This window comes from Acidovorax sp. FW305-C-20-28 (assembly GCF_058783375.1).
In genome coordinates, this window is record NZ_JBYSYM010000038.1 from 12,696 (window position 1) to 28,560 (window position 15,865).

Here is a 15,865-nt window from a genome sequence, read left to right on the forward strand (position 1 = left end):
TGGTCGATGGCGTGGTCCGATAGCAAGATGGGCTCCTGAAATGGCCGGGTGTACTCTACCGTGCAGCAGCACTGCAGTTTCCGGGACGCAACAGGGCCGTCCAACAAGGTGGGTTGGGCCCATGTTCCATGGCAGGTCAGTTGCCCGATGAGCGCCTTGCAATGAATCGCTGCAAGTTGCGTTGCTCGATGCCTTCCTCACCGAGGCTGTCCAGGTCCTGGAAGAACTCGCGATAGAGGCCGGGCAATGCGGCCAAAGCCGCCTCGTTGGAGCCAAGCAGATCGCAAAGGACTTGCGTCCAGGGCTGCGCTTGGTGGCGCACCATGTAATGGCCCTCGAGCCAGCGGCACCATGTTTGAGTGAGGTATTCACCATCGACGTTGCCTGTCAGTCCGTCATACATTCCGTCCAGATAGATTGCGACATCACGAAGGCTTTCCGTTCCCACGTACATGCCTGGGCGTTTGCAAATCGTATCGACCCGTGCAAGGAATATGTCTTTGTTGCTCAAGTCCATTGGGGTAGTTGGTGCAGGGTTGTGCGTTCGGCGAGTGGATGGGTGGGCGGTGTGGCATGCCTGGGAACCGCCCCAGTGCTGGTCCGCAAGCCGCCAGGCCTCGCAGCGCATCCGGATTGAGCAACCCCGAGACTCGCCCACCGGTACTGCATGCAGCGTGCGTGCTGGTACAGGCTAAAGTACCTCAAGTTTCACCAAACACACCATGGGAATTACCATTCACTACGCTGGTCGGGCGAAGTCCGAGGACAGCATCGCTGACGCTTTTCAAGACTGTCTCCTTTTCGCGCATCGGTTCGGCTGGGAAACGCCGGAAACACCGCCGGAACTGCTCAGGAGAGACGGCCTGGCGCTCCTCCCTCACCCCGACTGCGAGCCACTGCACATCCGGTTCTCGGAGACGAGGCGATTCTCAGAGTTCTGTAAAACGCAGTTTGCCGGACCTGTTGTGCATCGGCAGGTTCTAGCGTTGTTTCAGATGCTGTCTGGACACCTGTCCCGGCTTGTCGTCCTGGACGAAGCGGAAGGCTTTGACGACGATGGTGAGCCTGTTCCGCTGGAAGAGACGTTTGCCAGATCGCTCAGGTTCATCGAAGACGGTCTCGCCGAATTTCCCGGCGCACAGATGAAGGTGCGGCTGCCCAGCGGGCGCATAGCGGATCTTTTCGGATGAGCTTGGTGTACCCATCGAGAGGTCTTGCCCTTGATGGTGTCCATGGGCGCAGAGATGGCCCTGGGCCTGGGACTGCCTGAGTGGCTGTCCGATTGGAGCGATGCGCCCGCTGGACAACATGTCCAGCCAGCCGCCCACAGGCTCCCTATGATCGGATGAAACATCCTGACCACAGCCCCCAGCCCCCATGGCCATCGCACAATCCAAATCCAAATCCAAATGGACCGACCGCCTCTCTTCCCCCATCAGCGTGCTCAACCACGCCGAGAACCTGCGCCTGGACCGGTTCACCAGTGAGGACCTGGACCAGATCGCCGGCTGCGACGATGTCATGGATCTCACGCTGCGCAGCAGCAAGATGGCCGAACCCGTGGACCTGGCGCGCATTGCCCACATCACCGGCCTGCGCTACCTGAAGCTGGACCGCCTGAACTTCACCAACCTCAAGGCCTTGCGTGCGTTGCCCCACCTGCGGCATATCTCGATCGATGGTTGTGCGTGCGCCGACTTCGAGGACCTGAACGCCTTTGGGGCGCTGGAATCGCTGTTCTTCTTCAATTGCAAGCTCACGGCGTTCCCGGCCGGGCTGGACCTGCCGCGCCTAGAGCACCTGGACCTGTCGGGCAACGGCATCACCGACCTGTCTTTCGTTCAGAGCTATCCCCGCCTGGCCCGGCTGGGTCTGCGGGGCAACAAGGTCCGCGACCTGACTCCGCTGACCGCGTGCCCCTGGGTGGTGGACCTGGAAGTGCAGGACAACCCGATTGCCAGCCTGGTGCCGCTGGCGGGCCGCAAGTTCACCCGCTTCTACGCCGATGCCCCGCTGCGCGAGGAACAGCAGGCGTTGCAACTGCTGCTGCCCGAGGATCCCTATGTGAACAGCGCCGAGCGCACCGAGGAATGGCGCGTGGCCGACCTGATGAAGGCCAAGGATTGGCCGGCGCTCTACGCCATCACCGACCTGGCGCTGCTGGGCGAGGCTTTCTCCACCCTGGTGCACGGCCACTTCGACGAAGAGACCCTGCGCGGCGTGCTCGCCCACCCGGCCGAAGGCACCTTCCACGCCATGGTGGCCAAGGGCCTGCGCGCGCACTACTCGGTGGAGGCGGCCTTGCTGGTGGACGTGCTCAGCAGTTTTGGCGAGCGCACCATTGCGCCGCTGACCGAGTGCTTCTACAAGGCGCTGGCGGCGCACCCCGAGCACGACGACTTTGCCAAAGGCAAGCTGGAGATCGAGCACGCCATGGTGATGCGCGTGCTGCTGCAGGTGGCCGGCCCGGCATACACCGACCTGTTCCTCGCCTTCTTCAATGTGCGCGAAGGCTTTTCCGAAGCGCATCTGCACCACTACAAGAAGCTGCTCGATGTGGTGGGCAAGACCGGGGCTCCACAGCTGGTGGAGCCGGTCATGGACCTGCTGCGCCTGGAGCCGCGCATCATCGGCGGCGATGCCGCGTTCATGAAAAAGATCTTCAAGGCCATCGGCCAACTGGGTAGCAAGGCCGATGCCGCGGTCCTGGCCAGCCGTTTCAACGCGGCTGAAGAAGCGCGGGCCGATGTGCTGGAGGCGTACGAGGCCACGGTTGCGCGGCTTGCCAAGAAGAAGGCGTGATAGCCGCTGGCCGCGAGGTCCGAAAGACGAGGCAGCAGTCAACGATGGGAGGGAGCCTGTGATGATGGGATCGGTGAGAAACGGCGGCGCGCTCAAGCTGCTGTGCGGCGGGCTGCTGGCCGGCCTGTGCGGCGTGCTGGTGCATTGGGTGCATGTGCACTGGCACCAGGTACCCGTTGGTGGGGGCCTGGTGGCGGTGGGGCTGCCGGGGGCGTTCGCGCTCACGGGCTTTCTGGAGCTGCTGACGGGGCATCCCTTCCTGTCGCTGGCCAGCAAGTGGGATGACCTGGCGGGCTGGCAGCGCGGCATCTTGGGCACGCTGGTGGCCGCGCTGGCCTTCGGGGTGGCGCTCTGCGCGCTGGTGCTGTTCGGCTAGGCACCAGTCAGTCTTGGCTGTGGCGGGCAGACCTTGGTCCCCGACAGAACGGCGGGCTCAGCCCGGCAGCCCCCGCCCATGCTCGGCCAGCCACTGTGCCCAGTCCAGCCAGCGCTCATCGGGGTAGGACTCGGGGTGCGTCTCGTGCCAGATCGCAGCTGCCCGTCCGTCACAAACCCGGATCAACCAGATCTCCTGGCTGCGCTGGTTGCAGCCGAAGGGGAAGTAGGTGTTGAACAGCTCCTCGGGTTCCTCGAAGTGGTATTGGTAGGCTTCTTCGATCTCCAACGGGTGGTAGACCTGCACATCGCCATGTTCGCCGGCTCCGGTGTGGGTGAGCAACTCGCGATAGGGCGCGGGGATGGGGTGCTGCAGCCGGGCTTCCAGTGCATCGAGTTCAAGCGGGGTCAAGGGTTTCATGGGGCTCCTGGGTCCAGGCCGGTGGCAGGTGCGCCCATCACGGTTCCAGGTCCACGTAATCGCACTCGAGCCCGTCGGCTGCAAGGCGGCAGTGGTAGCTGCCCTCGTCCCCCACGGCCTGCCCGTGCGCGTCGGCCAGGCCCATGGCGGCGAGCAGGCCCAGAACCCGTTCGAGAAAGGGCTCGCCACTGCCGTAGCCGTTCCAGCGCAGGGCAATGCCCTCCACGCCGGGCGTGCACGACTGCAGCGATCGGAACAGGTTGGAATGCTTGTCGAGGATGGCGGACAGCCGCTGCTCGGCATCCTGGCCAAAGGCTTCGAACGCCATCTCGATCTTGTAGGGTGCGGCGCGTGCCGTCACCAGGGCGAATGTCTTTTCGGTGAGGGCGCGGTCTGCGCTGCCCCAGAGGGCCTGTGCGGCAACGAGGTATTCGGTGGACATGGTGGGGTGGGTGGCGGGTTCAGCTTGGGGTGGAATCGGTCTGGGGTTCGGTGCTTGTTGCGGCGGCCTTGGCGGCTGCCCTGGCCTTGGCCCGGTTGTGGGCCTCGCGCGTGCTCCAGAGCGTCCATGCCTGGCGCAGGATCTGCGGTGCGTCGATAGGCTGTTTCTCCATGGTGTTCTCTCCCTTTCTCCTGCCCATTCCCGCGCACGGATTCTAGGGAGCGATCGGGCGGGCCACTGGACAAGTTGTCCAGCATGCCCGCCATGCTGTTCCAATGCAGCCATGAGCACTTGCCTGCCGACTTTCACCCCCACCCGGGTCCGCCCGGCCCGGCCCGCCGATGTGGGTGCCATGTTCCACACCAGAACCTGTTCAAGATCTTTTTGGAGCCGCGCAAGTCCCTTTTCGGGATGGGATGCAAGGCGCGGTGCGCAGTTGATAGCTCAGCTATCAACAAGCGCCGCAACGCCGCAGACCGCCCGAAAAGGCACTTGCCCGAAGGGTTGGAGTGAAATCGGGCGATTGGATGCCCCGGCTGCTTGCATGGGCGCGAGCCCATGCGGCGCACCCGAAGCATCCACTCATCCCGATTGCACTCCAACGCGGCTGCAAAAAGATCTTGAACAGGTTCTCAGAACCCCGGTGACGGAGAACGCCTTGGCGCTGGACCAGCTCGCGCAGTTGGGCATCACCCCCGAAGCCGTCACGCTGATCGTGCAAAGCACGCCGACCTGCGCCTGGGTGGCCGAGGCGGGTGGTGGTGAGGTCGTGGGCTTTTCCATGGTGGACTTGCAGCAGGCCTGCCTGTTCGCCGCCTTCGTGCTGCCCGGTTGCGGGGCCCGGGGCCTGGGGCGGCAACTGGTCGCCGCGTGTGAGGCGGCCCTGTTCGCACAGCACCCCGTGGCCTGGCTGGAGACGGCCCGGCACAGCCGCGCTGCGGGCTTTTACCGCCACCTGGGCTGGGGCCACGAGACGGATGTCGGCGGTGGTGACATCCGGCTGGAGAAGCGGCGCCCCTCCTGACGGAGCGCGCTGACCATCATGGGCCTGCGTGGGGCGCTTGATGACCATCCCGCGGCGCTGGCTGCAGGCCCAGGTACTCCACTGCCAGGTCCGTAGCCTGGTGCGCGTGCTGCGCCTGTGCGCCCACCTCGTGGAGTATTTCCAGCGTCTGCGGCTGGTGGCTGAGCAACTGCCAGTGGCCGGGGGCCGGGTCGGATGGGGCAGCGCCATCGCTGTCGCTGCACCGCTGCAGCGCCGCCAGCAGCACGGCGCGTGGGGGCTTGTGCACCGCAAAGCCTTCGTTGGCCATGGCCGCAGTCCGTATGCCAAGCGCATCGCACAGGCGCTGCTTGGCGGGCATCTCCTGCACGGCCAGGCGGCGGGCCTCGTCGATCAGGGGCAGGGTGGCGGCGTCCACCAACTGGCCTGCACGCACGAAGGCGGGGTGGCGCGCGTCCCAGGCCTCGGGCGGGCAGGCCTTGGATTCGGTACCCAGGGGCTCGAAGGGGTTGATCGACGCCGGGTAGATGCGGCACACGCGCGGCCGCTCGGCGTAGATGCCGCAGCGGTTGTCGCCCTGCAGGTGCGGGCAGCGCCCCGGAAAGGACGCGGCCAGTACCACCCCCACGCGCACCGGCAGCGCCCCGCTGGCCGCGGCAAAGCTGCGCTGGCGCCGGTACTGCGCCGGCGCATCGCCTGGCGCAGGCTCGGCGGGCCAGGCAATGGCGTCGCACAGCAGGTGCACATCGCCGCCCCGGTCCAGCCAGGCGATGGCCTCATACACCGACAGCGGCACCCGGTGGTTCTGGCAGCAGCGGCCGCACTCGGTGCAGGCAAAGTTCAGTTGCACGGGCAGGCCCGCTCGGCTAACCGGTGACCATGCCGCCCGCATCCAGCGCGGGCGGGCGCAGCAGGTCGGCATCGATGCCCATCACCTGGCTGGCCTTTTCCACCGCGCGCCACAGCGCAGAGGGCATCTGCAGTATTTCCTCGGGCGTGGCCGAGCGGTCGATCCAGGCACTGATCTCGGTGTGCTGGGCGGGGGTGAGCAGGTCCAGGCTCAGCATTTCGTCGATGGTTTTCATGGGGGCTTGGGCAATCAAAGGATCTTCAGTGGATGGGCTCCATACCGCAGGGTACCAGTTTGCCGGAGGTGCGGTGCCGGTGCCGGCCAGTGGCCGTCGCGGCGCGGCATGCCACCGGGAAACCCTGTTACGCATGGCTACTGACACCAATTGTCCTTTTGCGCTGGATCGGCTGCGTCGCAAGAGAGGGAGATGTCGTTCAAGAAAAAAGCCCTCTGGGACGCAAGCCTCTTCCAGGAGACCTTGGCCTTGAAGTCCCTGAAGTCATTCAGCCCCGTCGTTGTCTTCTTTTTGCCCGTCAAATAATTGGTGCTGTACTCGGATCTTTCGCCAGTGCTGCGGGAAGACTCATCGCGGTCATAACCAACCAACTGGAACCGAGTGCCCTGAGCGCGGAAAGTGAACTTTTCGTTCACCACGCCATAGCTGCCGCAGCTTCGCCAATCTTGCAATTCGATGACGAGATTGCCTCTCGCAATCGACACACCACCGTTCTCGAGTGGATCCGCCAAGCAATCCATGCCTTCAGCATTCTCGCTGGGGAGCAGATCATCCCTGCGCAGGACTTCTTTCAGCCCACTGGATGACCGCAGGAGAATGGTGAGACGGCGTGGATTCAAATTGAGGATGTCCGGTCCAAGAGACCCCTCGGGCTTCTTCTTGAAATTGGCGGGATCGGTTGCTTCAGTGACAAGCACCACATCGTCCATTTCGTCACCGTTCAGGTCTCCTGCGTTGTGGGTGATGACCTTCCAACCATTGGGTATCCACTGGCCAAGGGCGTCAGGGGGCGCTGCGAAAGACGGTGCGGCCAGGAAGGCCAGCAGCAGAAGATGCAGGGATCTCAACATGGGAGTACCTCTATGGGTCTACGGCAGGTCATTCCAGATGAATCGCCCCGGGCTCTGTGGAGGCTGTTGGGTTCAAGTCAGGCCGCCACCTCAGTGGCCAGTCGTGGCAGCGCCGCGGCCCGAGTTGGGTGCCTGAGGCTTTGGCCCCTCGTATCAGCGCGGCATGACACGCGGCACGGAGTAGCGCAGTGCAGAGCAACCGCCTTCCTCAACCTAAGGCCTGGCCCGCCAGCACCAGTGCGATCACAACATAGAACACCAGCCCGACCAGCATCTGCCCCGTGGGCGTGACCAGGCGGCGGTTATCGTGGGTGTACCACAGGGCGCCCGATGCACCGTGCATGCGGTGGTCTTTGCTGCCCAGGTCCTGGCACTCCAGACGGCCGAGCGTTGCCGCGCGCAACACCACCTGGCCGGTGAGGGCGAGCAGAAATTCATACACCATGTCGTTGCGGGCCTTCTCGTGTGCTGCCGATGGTTGTCATCGTAGCGGATGCGGCGGCCAAGAGGGGTGGGCACCGGGATGGCGGGCGCTGCCCCCTACGCCACCAGCACCTTGCGGTACGCGCAGTTGCGCCGGTCCACCCCAAAGCCGCAGTCCTCGTACACGCGGTTGGCGCCGCTGGCGTTCTGGCTGTCCACACCCAGGCCCGACTCGGTCATGCCGGCGGCGGCCTGGGCGCGCAGGCTGTGCGAGATCAGCGCGCGGGCCAGGCCGCGGCGGCGCCAGGGCTCGCCCACGCTGATGAACTCGGTCCAGCCGCGCTGGCGGCCGTTGCCCTGGTTCCAGGCGGCATCGATGTAGGTGCGCACCTGGCCGGCCACCTGGTGCGATTGCCTGTCCCAGGCCACCTGCCACAGGTGGGGCTGGAAGATGGGGCGCGCGCGGTCTCTCCCTGGGTGACGAAGGCATGGTGGGCATGCCGCGGGGCCCTGTGGTGCTCTGCGGCAGCCTGGGTGCGCTGGCGCTCTTCCAGCCAGGCATGCAGCGCAGCGCCGATGCCCTAAGAGCCTGTTTACGATCTTTTCAAGGCCGCGTTGGGGCGCAATCGGGATGAGTGGATGCTTCGGGTGCGCCGCATGGGCTCGTGCCCATGCAAGCAGCCGGGGCGTCCAATCGCCCGATTTCGCCCCAACCCTTCGGGCAAGAGCCTTGCCGGGCGGTCTGCGGCGTTGCGGCGCTTGTTGATAGCCGGGCTATCAACTGCACACCGCGCCTTGCATCCCATCCCGGCAAGGTGCTTGCGCGGCCCTGAAAAGATCGTAAACAGGCTCTTTTCGCCACTGGGGTGCGACCACAGCGAACTGCGAGTACAGCTGCAGCCCGTCGGCCTGGGCCCAGGGCCAGGAGCGCACATAGCCCGCAATCTCGCTGCCGGTATCGGTGATCCACACATCGCGCTCGGGTACGCAACTGGTGAAGCTGGCATAGTCCCGCGCCACGTCTTCCACCGTGCGGAAGAAGCCCGTACCGTCGGCCGCAAAGCTGGCGTTGGCGCAGGCCACCATGGCCTCGAAGTCCTCGGGACCGGCAAAGGGGCGCAAGGTGATGGGTGCGAGCGGGGTGTCAAAGTGCATCGGTGGATTGTCTTCAGAACGCCCAGGCGCCCAGCTGGTAGTAGTCAAAGCCGCTGCTGCGCCCGCCCAGGCACTGGGCCAGGAAGTCCTCGGTCTTGCGGTACATGGTGAGGTTGTTGGGCCAGCGCTGGTTGCCGTGGCCGTCGCCCTGGAAGGTGACGTACTGCACCGGGCGGCCGGCCTGGCGCAGGGCCTGCACCATGCGTTCGGACTGCTCCAGCGTCACGCGCACATCGTTCACGCCGTGCATGATGAGCAGGGGGCGTGTCTCGGGCCCCACCTTGAACAGCGGCGACTTGGCGTCCATGGTGCGGCGGTCTTCGGGCCGGGCCGGGTCACCCACATAGCGGTGCCAGCCGGCAATGCCCATCTCCCAGTAGGGCGGAGCTTTTTCCAGCAGCAGGGCCAGGCTGGACATGCCCACCACGTCGATGGCGCAGGCAAACACCTCGGGCGTGAAGGTGGCGCCCACCAGGGCCGCGTAGCCGCCGTAGCTGGCGCCCTGGATGGCCACGCGCGCGGGGTCGGCAATGCCTTGCTGCAAGGCCCAGCGCACGCCGTCGACCAGGTCGTCGTGCATGCGGCCGGCAAACTCGCCGATGGCCTTTTCCATGAAGGCGCGGCCGTAACCGCTGGAGCCGCGGTAGTTGATCTGCAGCACCGCGTAGCCGCGGTTGGCCAGGAACTGCTGCATCGAGCGGCTGGTGGGCCCCACCGTCCAGCGGTCGCGCGCCCAGGGGCCGCCATGCACCAGCAGCACCAGGGGCAGGTTTCGTGGCTCCACCCCTTCGGGCAGGGTCAGGTAGCCGTGCAGCGGCAGGCCGTCGCGCGCGGTCAGGGCGATGGGGCGGCTGCGGGCCAGGGTGCCGCGCACCAGGCTCAGGCCGGATTCGCCCAGCAGCTCGGGCGGGCCATCGGCCGGCAGCAGGTAGCTGCGCTGGCCGCGGTCGGTGGCGACCACGGCGGTCAGGGTGCGCTCGCTGTCGTCCATGCTGGTGATGGAGACCTCGGCCGGCTCGCTGCCGGCCAGCGCGTCCAGCCGCTCGCGCAGCCGGGCGTCGAACACCTCGCGGCGCGGGTAGTCGGGCAGGGAATAGGCCACCAGCGGCTGCTGCGTGCGCGGGCTGATGAGGGCGTGGTCCAGGTCCACGTCGTCGCTGGCGTGCACCACGGTCTCGGCGCCGTCGGCCAGGCGCAGGCGCACCAGGGCCTTCTTGTCACGCCCGCGTGCGGACAGGGCCCACATGTGCTCGCCATCGTCTTCGGCGGCGTCCAGCAGGCGCACGGCGTCGAAACGGTTCCACTGCATGCCGTCGCGCCAGCCGCCGGGTGCGGCTGCATCGGGGCGCTGCAGCGTGACCTGGTCGCCGGCCAGGGTGGCGCGCGCGCGCAGCCGGCCCTGGCGGTCCACGACCCAGTGGCTCACATTGCCGGGGTTGGTTGCCACCACGGTGTGCGTGCCGGTGCGCGGGTCCACGCGGTACAGGTCAAAGACTTTGCGGTCGCGCCGGTTGCTGGTCACCATCAACTCGGGGCTGCCCTGCACGGTCTGCACCAGGGCGCTGAGCGTCTTGCCAAAGGGCGTCAGGTCCACCCAGCCTGCGTCGGCGCGGTCCACCGCCAGGGCGTGGAGGTGGGTGTTCTCGTCGCCGGTGGCGTCCACCGTGGCGACCAGGTAGCGGCTATCGGCCGACCAGCGCAGGCTGCGCGCACGGATGGGGTGGGCGCGCGCATCGGCGTGTCCCATCGTCCGTACCCAGACGGCGGGCTGCAGGCCCGACACGCCCATCCACGCCAGGCGCGTGCCGTCGGGCGAGATGCGGTAGTTGCCCGTGCCCTCCAGGCTGGTGACGAAGTCGCGCACCGGGATCAGCGCGGGCAACTGCGCACCGGCTGCCGCCAGCGAGGGATGCGTGGGCCCGGTGGCGCAGCCGGCCAGGGCCAGCAGGCCCGTCGCCACCGCCACGGCCAGCGCCAGGCGGGCGGGCCCGCGTGGTCGGGGTGTGGCGGTCAGCGTGCCATGGCCTCGGGGTGGTGCGGAATGGTCGTGGTGGTGGTCGGGATGCATGCGGCCATTGTGCAAACACCTTGCTTAACGCCAGCCAAAGGCACGCACCCTGCAGATGCCGGGGCCGGCCCGCCCGCGCCACAATAGGCGCCACCATGCACATCCTGCTGATCGAAGACGACCTGGACCTGGGCCGCGCCCTGCAGTCCGCGCTGAAGGTGGAGGGCCTGACCAGCGAGTGGCTGCGCCGCGCCGTGGACGCGCCCCTGGCGGTGGACCCGACCACGGTGGACTGCGTGCTGCTGGACCTGACCCTGCCCGACGGCAGCGGCTTTGACCTGCTCGCGCGCTGGCGCGCGCAGGGCGAGCAGGTGCCCATCATCGTCATCACCGCGCGCTCGGCGGTCGAAGACCGGCTGGCCGGGCTTGACGGCGGGGCCGACGACTTCGTCGTGAAGCCCTTTGCCACGGCCGAGCTGATGTCGCGCATCCGCGCCGTGCTGCGCCGCAGTGCCCGCCAGGCCAGCGAGCGCTGGGCCCTGGGCGACCTGGTGATCGAGCCCCGGCGCCACCAGGCCCAGCGCGGCGGCCAGGCGCTGGATTTGTCGCCGCGCGAGTTCCAGCTCTTGCTGGAGCTGGCGCGCGAGCCTGGCGCCGTGGTGCCCAAGGGCGTGCTCGCGCAGCGCCTGGACCCGCTGGGCGAGCCGGTGGACTTTGGCGCCATCGAGGTGCATGTCTCCAACCTGCGCCGCAAGATCGGTGCCGAAGCCATCCGCACCGTGCGCGGCGTGGGCTACCTGCTTCAGCCATGAGCGCCGTGACCGATACGCTGCCACCCAGGCCCCAGGGGCGCTTGCGCGCCCTGTGGCGGCGGCTGGCCGAGCCCACGCTGGTGCGCCGCAGCGTGGCCTCGGTCATGGTGGCCTTCGTGCTGGTGTGGGCCGTGCTGCTGGGCTACAACTACTACAAGTACAAGCAGGCCATTACCTACGACCCGGGCATGCTCAAGTACGGGGACGCCGTGCTGGAGTCGCTGGCCGGCATGGCGGACCCCGCGCATGCGGCGGCGGCCCTGGCCGCCACCGACCACTGGACCAATGTGCGCCGCCGCCAGATCGGCCTGCTGCCCGGCGTGCTGCTGCACGAACTGCACGACCGCGCCTCGGGCCAACCGGTCTATGCCGCCAGCGGCCTGCAGGGCATGGACCTGCCACCGCCGCCCGCTGCGGGCCCGGGTTCCGGGCTGGTCGAAGCGAGCGTGCAGGGCCGGCCCTACCGCATCTACACCGGGCGCAGCGAGCGCTGGGTGCTGCGCATCCTGGAGCCCAAGCGCGCCGACGCCGACTACCTGCACTACAACGGCCGCTACCTGGTGCCCTACCTGCTGCTGGCCGCGCCCTTTGTGCTGCTGCCCGTGTGGCTGTCGGTGCGCAACGGCCTGCGGCCCCTGCAGCAGCTGGCGCAGCGCATCGCCCAGCGCGGCAGCGACGAGCTGCAGCCCGTGGGCTTCAACGCCCGGCACCGCGAGCTGCAGCCGCTGGAGCAGTCGCTGGACAGCCTGCTCGCCCAACTGCGCGCCAAGGTCGAGCGCGAGCGCGCCTTCGTGCAGGATGCCGCGCACGAGATCCGCACCCCGCTGGCGGTCATCACCGCCCAGGCCCATGTGATGGCCCGCTCACCCAACGCGCACGAGCGCACCGAGGCCCAGGCCCATCTGGAAGATGCCATCGCCCGCACCTCGCACCTGGCCCAGCAGCTGCTGGACCTGGCCGCGCTGGACGAGGCCCAGCGCCCCGCGCCGCGCGAGCTTGACGTGGCGCAGTGGCTGCGCGCCGCACTGGCCCAGGCTGCGCCCCAGGCCATGGCGCGGCACATCGAACTCTCCCTCGACGCCCCCGACAGCCTGCCCGCGCGGCTCGATCTGCCCGCGCTGGAGTCCATCGCCCACAACCTCATCGACAACGCGCTGCGCTATGCGCACGAAGGCGGCAACGTGGCCCTCACGCTCGCGCAGCAGGGCGGCCATCTGCACCTGGCCGTGCAGGACGACGGCCCCGGCATCGCCGCCAGCGAGCACCAGCGCATCTTCGAGCGCTTCTACCGCGGCCTGGGTCATGCCGCCAACGGCTCCGGCCTGGGCCTGGCCATCGTGCGCCAGGCCGCGCTGCGCATGGGTGGCCAGGTGCGCGTGGGGGAGGGGCTGGGCGGCAAGGGGGTGGGCTTCTTCGTGCGGGTGCCGCTACCGGGGGCGGGAGGCTGAGGCCGGCGCCTTGCCCTGCAGGTGCTGCGCGGCGCGCTCCTGCAGCCGCTGCTGCTCGCGTGCCAGCACCTTGCTCACCTGGCGCAACTGGGCAATCTGCGCATCCACGGCGGCGCGCTTTTGCGCCATCAGCAGGGCACCCTGGGCGCAGTCGATGCTTTTGGCGCGCATGGCCGCAAGCACCTCGCCGATCTCCTTGAGCGAGAAGCCCAGCGACTGCAACTGCTGGAGCAGGGTGGCGTCGCGCACGGCCGACTCGGGGTAGTCGCGGTAGTTGTTGGCGCCGCGGCGCACACCGGTCAGCAGGCCCTCGCGCTCGTAGAAGCGCAGCGCATGGCGGCCCAGGCCGGTGCGGCTTTCCAGTTCGGCAATGCGCATGAGGAAACATTCCTTGACTGTAGAGTGCACTCTACACAATAGCATGGCCTCTTTTGAGAGGGGAGAGCCCATGCATTTGTTGGTTGAAACAATGGTGCACATCGAGCGGCCGGTGCCGGAAGTGTTTGCCTACGTGTCCGACATGGAGCGGTTCGCAGAGTGGTTTCCTGGCGTCGTGGCCATGGCGGGGGCCGACGCGCTCGCCCCGGGCCAGCCTGGCAAGCAGTACCTGGAGACCGTGCGCCTGCCATGGCGCGGGCACCGGCAGATCCGCCTGCAGGTGAAGGAGTCGCGCTCGCCCCATTTCTTTGCCACCGAGGGGCGGCTGCTGCCGCTGCTCCCGCGCATGGAGATTACCCTGGCGGAGGCGGCCCCGGGCTCGTGCGAGCTGACCTGGCGCATGTTCAGCCGCAGCGCCAGCCCGGCCGTGCGCTACCTGCTGCTGCCGATGGCACGGCGCGTGATGGCCGCCCGCGCTGGCGCAGGCATGCAAGCGCTGAAGCGGCGGCTGGAGGCGGGCGCGGCGGCACCCGTGCGGTCAGCGGGGTGACGGGGGGTCACCCGTTCGGGGGGTGGAGCGCGACCCCCTTCGGCCCAGTGGGCGGGATACATTAGGCGGGCCTCTACCGGGGCAACCTGTGTCGAATTTTCCACCGAGAAAGACCCATGCACCACCATCGCCTTTTCCACTTCGCCGTCGCGGCCCTCGTCTGCGGTTCTGTGCCCGCAGCCTTTGCCCAGGAAAGCCGGCAGGAGCTGGTGCAGAAGATCGCCGCAGCGCAAGGGGTCCAGGACCAATTCGAGCAGCAGCTGGCAGACCAGCGCGAGTCTTTGAAGGGCTATGGCGCCAAGCTGCTGGGTGACATCGTGGGCCAAAGCGGTGGCGAGGCGAGTGAGGCGCAAAAGGCCGCGTTCGACCGCTTTCTGATCCGCTGCACGCAGATGTTTTCAGCCCGGGAGTTGGCCGCGAAGTGGGTGGCCAGCTATGGTGCCGATCTGTCGGTCAGTGACCTGCGCGAGATCCTGAAGCACTACGAGTCGCCCATCGGCAAGAAAGAGGTTGCGGCCAACAAGGCCGCCATGTCGGCCTTCTCGGCGTGGATGAACAATGAAGGTCAGGCCCGCACGACCGCACTGCTCGCCGGGCTGATGAAAGACCTGCAGCAACCGGCCCCGGCAAAGCGCTGAACCGACGTCCTTGTGCTTCCGGGCCGGTGCGATCACCTGCCGGGGCACAATCGCTTGACTTCGCGGAGATGGTGCTTGCGGTGGGCGTTCCCACGTCAACGCGCTGCGTTGCCATCAGCCACCGGCCTGCTGCGCCCCGCAGCCTGCAGCACCTGTGCCATGTAGCCATCCAGGTCGGCCTGCCAAAGCGCCGGGTGGTTGTGGATGCCGTGCCCATCCTGCCCGGTCGGCAGCGCGTAGCCCACGAAGCGGCCCTGGCCGCCCGCTGCGCGGAAGGCGTCGAAGCTGGCGCGGCTGTGCTCCAGCAGGTAGTAGGCATCGTGCTCGCCGTACAGCCACAGCGTGGGCCGGGCGAAGGCCGCGCCGCGCGTGAAGCCGTTGCGGTTGACGGCCACGGCGGCCTCCCTGCAGGCATCGCCGAGCCAGCCGCCCACGAAATTGACCACACCCAGGAACATGCCGGGCCGGGTGCCCGCATAGGCCACCGACAGAATGCCGCCGCGCGAGACCCCGCCGATCAGAAGGCGCGCCTTGTCCACATCGGGGCGCTGCTGCAGGTGGGCCATCACCACATCGAGGTCGGCAATGGCACGGTCCAAGCCCGGGAGCGAGAGGGCGGGCTCGCAGGAGTAGCCGGCCGAGCGGGTGGCGCCAAAGCCTTCGTCGTACAGCCCGTCGGACTTGCCGCGCCCGCGCCGCTGGGGAAAGACCACCTGCCAGCCCTTGGCCGTGAAGTACTCGGCCACCTCGGGGCTCGTCCAGGTGAAACCGAACCACTCGGGTCGGTTGCCCGCGCCCGTGGAGCCGTGGTTGAACACCACCGTGGGCAGCGGGCCCCTGGCGCCCAGCGGGCGGTAGACCACCGCCTCCAGCGTCTGGGCGCGGCCATCGTCGCCAACCCAGGGCGTGGGCAGGCGCTCGACGGAGCGGGCATAGCGCGGTGCCAGGGCCTGCTTGCTGAGCACACTGGCCAGCAGCAGACGCGTCTCGGGGCGCCAGGCGGCGATCTCCAGCTCACCGCCGCCTTCGCGAAGGCGCATCACCAGCCGGGCGCCGGTGTGCAGCCGTGCGTGCAGCTCGCTGCCGACAAACGTGGCCTGCGTGCGGTCCGTGATCTGGGGTTGCTGTTCGTTGGCCCCGGCATAGACCACCGTGGCGCCGGTGGTCGTGACCGACTCCACGGCGATGCGGATGTCGCAGGCCCGCGCCGCACAGGCCGCGCCCTGCCACACGCCGCTGAAGCGGGCCTTGGCGGCGGGCAGGGCGGCGTCGGGCGGGGTGACGGCTACATCGGGTGGCAGTGCGGCTGCCACCGCGCTTTCCGTCGGGGCGGGGGAGAGGTGGGGCATGTAGGCCGGCCATGCAGTGGCTGCAGCAGCACTGGCCGGTGCCGGGGGCGCTGCTGTGGGCGCGGCTTGCGGTTGCGCTGTGGCTGCCCCGCACAGCAGAAGCAGCAGGCCGGCGATGCGGGCAG

General features: G+C 67.9%; 21 protein-coding genes. 8 read left to right on the top strand and 13 right to left on the bottom strand.

Annotated elements, in window-relative coordinates:
• Positions 1-136 precede the first annotated feature (136 nt).
• Complete coding sequence (locus AC3WOH_RS29875; protein ID WP_492232929.1) at positions 137-517, bottom strand: hypothetical protein; 381 nt, start codon at positions 515-517, stop codon at positions 137-139.
• A 205-nt stretch (positions 518-722) separates the two neighbouring features.
• Between AC3WOH_RS29875 and AC3WOH_RS29880 the strand changes: the two genes are divergently transcribed.
• From AC3WOH_RS29880 to AC3WOH_RS29890, 3 genes are all read left to right on the top strand, one after another.
• Positions 723-1,190 carry a hypothetical protein gene (locus AC3WOH_RS29880; protein WP_492232930.1) on the top strand — a complete coding sequence of 156 codons (468 nt, stop codon included), beginning with the start codon at positions 723-725 and terminating at the stop codon, positions 1,188-1,190.
• A 187-nt stretch (positions 1,191-1,377) separates the two neighbouring features.
• On the top strand, positions 1,378-2,802 hold the full coding sequence (locus tag AC3WOH_RS29885; protein ID WP_492232931.1) for a leucine-rich repeat domain-containing protein: 1,425 nt from the start codon (positions 1,378-1,380) through the stop codon (positions 2,800-2,802).
• A 64-nt stretch (positions 2,803-2,866) separates the two neighbouring features.
• Positions 2,867-3,178 carry a hypothetical protein gene (locus tag AC3WOH_RS29890; RefSeq protein ID WP_492232932.1) on the top strand — a complete coding sequence of 104 codons (312 nt, stop codon included), beginning with the start codon at positions 2,867-2,869 and terminating at the stop codon, positions 3,176-3,178.
• Positions 3,179-3,235: 57 nt separating this feature from the next.
• Here AC3WOH_RS29890 and AC3WOH_RS29895 read toward each other — a convergent pair whose 3' ends face one another.
• From AC3WOH_RS29895 to AC3WOH_RS29905, 3 genes are read right to left on the bottom strand one after another with little or no spacing between them, the layout of a single operon-like run.
• The gene (locus AC3WOH_RS29895) at positions 3,236-3,598 is read right to left on the bottom strand and encodes an SMI1/KNR4 family protein (RefSeq protein WP_492232933.1); all 363 of its coding nucleotides are present in this window, start codon (positions 3,596-3,598) and stop codon (positions 3,236-3,238) included.
• A 37-nt stretch (positions 3,599-3,635) separates the two neighbouring features.
• Positions 3,636-4,040 carry a hypothetical protein gene (locus AC3WOH_RS29900; protein ID WP_492232934.1) on the bottom strand — a complete coding sequence of 135 codons (405 nt, stop codon included), beginning with the start codon at positions 4,038-4,040 and terminating at the stop codon, positions 3,636-3,638.
• Positions 4,041-4,059: 19 nt separating this feature from the next.
• Positions 4,060-4,212: a hypothetical protein gene (locus AC3WOH_RS29905; RefSeq protein WP_492232935.1), complete on the bottom strand. Its 153-nt coding sequence runs from the start codon at positions 4,210-4,212 to the stop codon at positions 4,060-4,062.
• 471 nt (positions 4,213-4,683) lie between these two features.
• Between AC3WOH_RS29905 and AC3WOH_RS29910 the strand changes: the two genes are divergently transcribed.
• Complete coding sequence (locus AC3WOH_RS29910) at positions 4,684-5,064, top strand: GNAT family N-acetyltransferase (RefSeq protein ID WP_492232936.1); 381 nt, start codon at positions 4,684-4,686, stop codon at positions 5,062-5,064.
• 16 nt (positions 5,065-5,080) lie between these two features.
• On the opposite strand, the gene AC3WOH_RS29915 is transcribed toward AC3WOH_RS29910, so the two are convergent.
• The 7 genes from AC3WOH_RS29915 to AC3WOH_RS29945 all read right to left on the bottom strand — a co-directional run bounded on the left by AC3WOH_RS29915 (position 5,081) and on the right by AC3WOH_RS29945 (position 10,625).
• Positions 5,081-5,893: a YkgJ family cysteine cluster protein gene (locus AC3WOH_RS29915; RefSeq protein WP_492232937.1), complete on the bottom strand. Its 813-nt coding sequence runs from the start codon at positions 5,891-5,893 to the stop codon at positions 5,081-5,083.
• Between the two features lie 16 nt (positions 5,894-5,909).
• Positions 5,910-6,128 (bottom strand): hypothetical protein, encoded by a 219-nt coding sequence (locus AC3WOH_RS29920; RefSeq protein WP_492232938.1) that lies wholly within the window; start codon positions 6,126-6,128, stop codon positions 5,910-5,912.
• Positions 6,129-6,265: 137 nt separating this feature from the next.
• Positions 6,266-6,979 (bottom strand): hypothetical protein, encoded by a 714-nt coding sequence (locus AC3WOH_RS29925; protein ID WP_492232939.1) that lies wholly within the window; start codon positions 6,977-6,979, stop codon positions 6,266-6,268.
• A gap of 208 nt (positions 6,980-7,187) precedes the next feature.
• Positions 7,188-7,424: a hypothetical protein gene (locus tag AC3WOH_RS29930; RefSeq protein ID WP_492232940.1), complete on the bottom strand. Its 237-nt coding sequence runs from the start codon at positions 7,422-7,424 to the stop codon at positions 7,188-7,190.
• Positions 7,425-7,519: 95 nt separating this feature from the next.
• The gene (locus AC3WOH_RS29935; protein ID WP_492232985.1) at positions 7,520-8,083 is read right to left on the bottom strand and encodes a GNAT family N-acetyltransferase; all 564 of its coding nucleotides are present in this window, start codon (positions 8,081-8,083) and stop codon (positions 7,520-7,522) included.
• Between the two features lie 96 nt (positions 8,084-8,179).
• Positions 8,180-8,557 (bottom strand): hypothetical protein, encoded by a 378-nt coding sequence (locus AC3WOH_RS29940; RefSeq protein ID WP_492232941.1) that lies wholly within the window; start codon positions 8,555-8,557, stop codon positions 8,180-8,182.
• 13 nt (positions 8,558-8,570) lie between these two features.
• Positions 8,571-10,625 (bottom strand): alpha/beta hydrolase family protein, encoded by a 2,055-nt coding sequence (locus AC3WOH_RS29945; protein WP_492232942.1) that lies wholly within the window; start codon positions 10,623-10,625, stop codon positions 8,571-8,573.
• Between the two features lie 95 nt (positions 10,626-10,720).
• Here AC3WOH_RS29945 and AC3WOH_RS29950 point away from each other — a divergent pair, with 95 nt between their 5' ends.
• Positions 10,721-11,377 (top strand): response regulator, encoded by a 657-nt coding sequence (locus AC3WOH_RS29950; protein WP_492232943.1) that lies wholly within the window; start codon positions 10,721-10,723, stop codon positions 11,375-11,377.
• Positions 11,374-12,825, top strand: coding sequence for a sensor histidine kinase (locus tag AC3WOH_RS29955; RefSeq protein ID WP_492232944.1), 1,452 nt, complete (start codon positions 11,374-11,376; stop codon positions 12,823-12,825). Before AC3WOH_RS29950 ends, AC3WOH_RS29955 begins: the two co-directional genes overlap by 4 nt.
• On the opposite strand, the gene AC3WOH_RS29960 is transcribed toward AC3WOH_RS29955, so the two are convergent.
• A complete protein-coding gene (locus tag AC3WOH_RS29960) occupies positions 12,805-13,203 on the bottom strand; it encodes a MerR family transcriptional regulator (RefSeq protein ID WP_492232945.1) in 399 nt (132 codons plus the stop codon). The two genes, AC3WOH_RS29955 and AC3WOH_RS29960, sit on opposite strands and share 21 nt — an antisense overlap.
• A 70-nt stretch (positions 13,204-13,273) precedes the next feature.
• Here AC3WOH_RS29960 and AC3WOH_RS29965 point away from each other — a divergent pair, with 70 nt between their 5' ends.
• Together AC3WOH_RS29965 and AC3WOH_RS29970 are read left to right on the top strand one after the other, a co-directional pair.
• Complete coding sequence (locus AC3WOH_RS29965) at positions 13,274-13,753, top strand: SRPBCC family protein (RefSeq protein WP_492232946.1); 480 nt, start codon at positions 13,274-13,276, stop codon at positions 13,751-13,753.
• 116 nt (positions 13,754-13,869) lie between these two features.
• Positions 13,870-14,391 (top strand): DUF2059 domain-containing protein, encoded by a 522-nt coding sequence (locus AC3WOH_RS29970; RefSeq protein ID WP_492232947.1) that lies wholly within the window; start codon positions 13,870-13,872, stop codon positions 14,389-14,391.
• Positions 14,392-14,486: 95 nt separating this feature from the next.
• On the opposite strand, the gene AC3WOH_RS29975 is transcribed toward AC3WOH_RS29970, so the two are convergent.
• Entirely contained in the window at positions 14,487-15,740 is a 1,254-nt protein-coding gene (locus AC3WOH_RS29975; protein WP_492232948.1) for an alpha/beta hydrolase family protein, read from the bottom strand.
• Between the last annotated feature and the right edge of the window lie 125 nt (positions 15,741-15,865).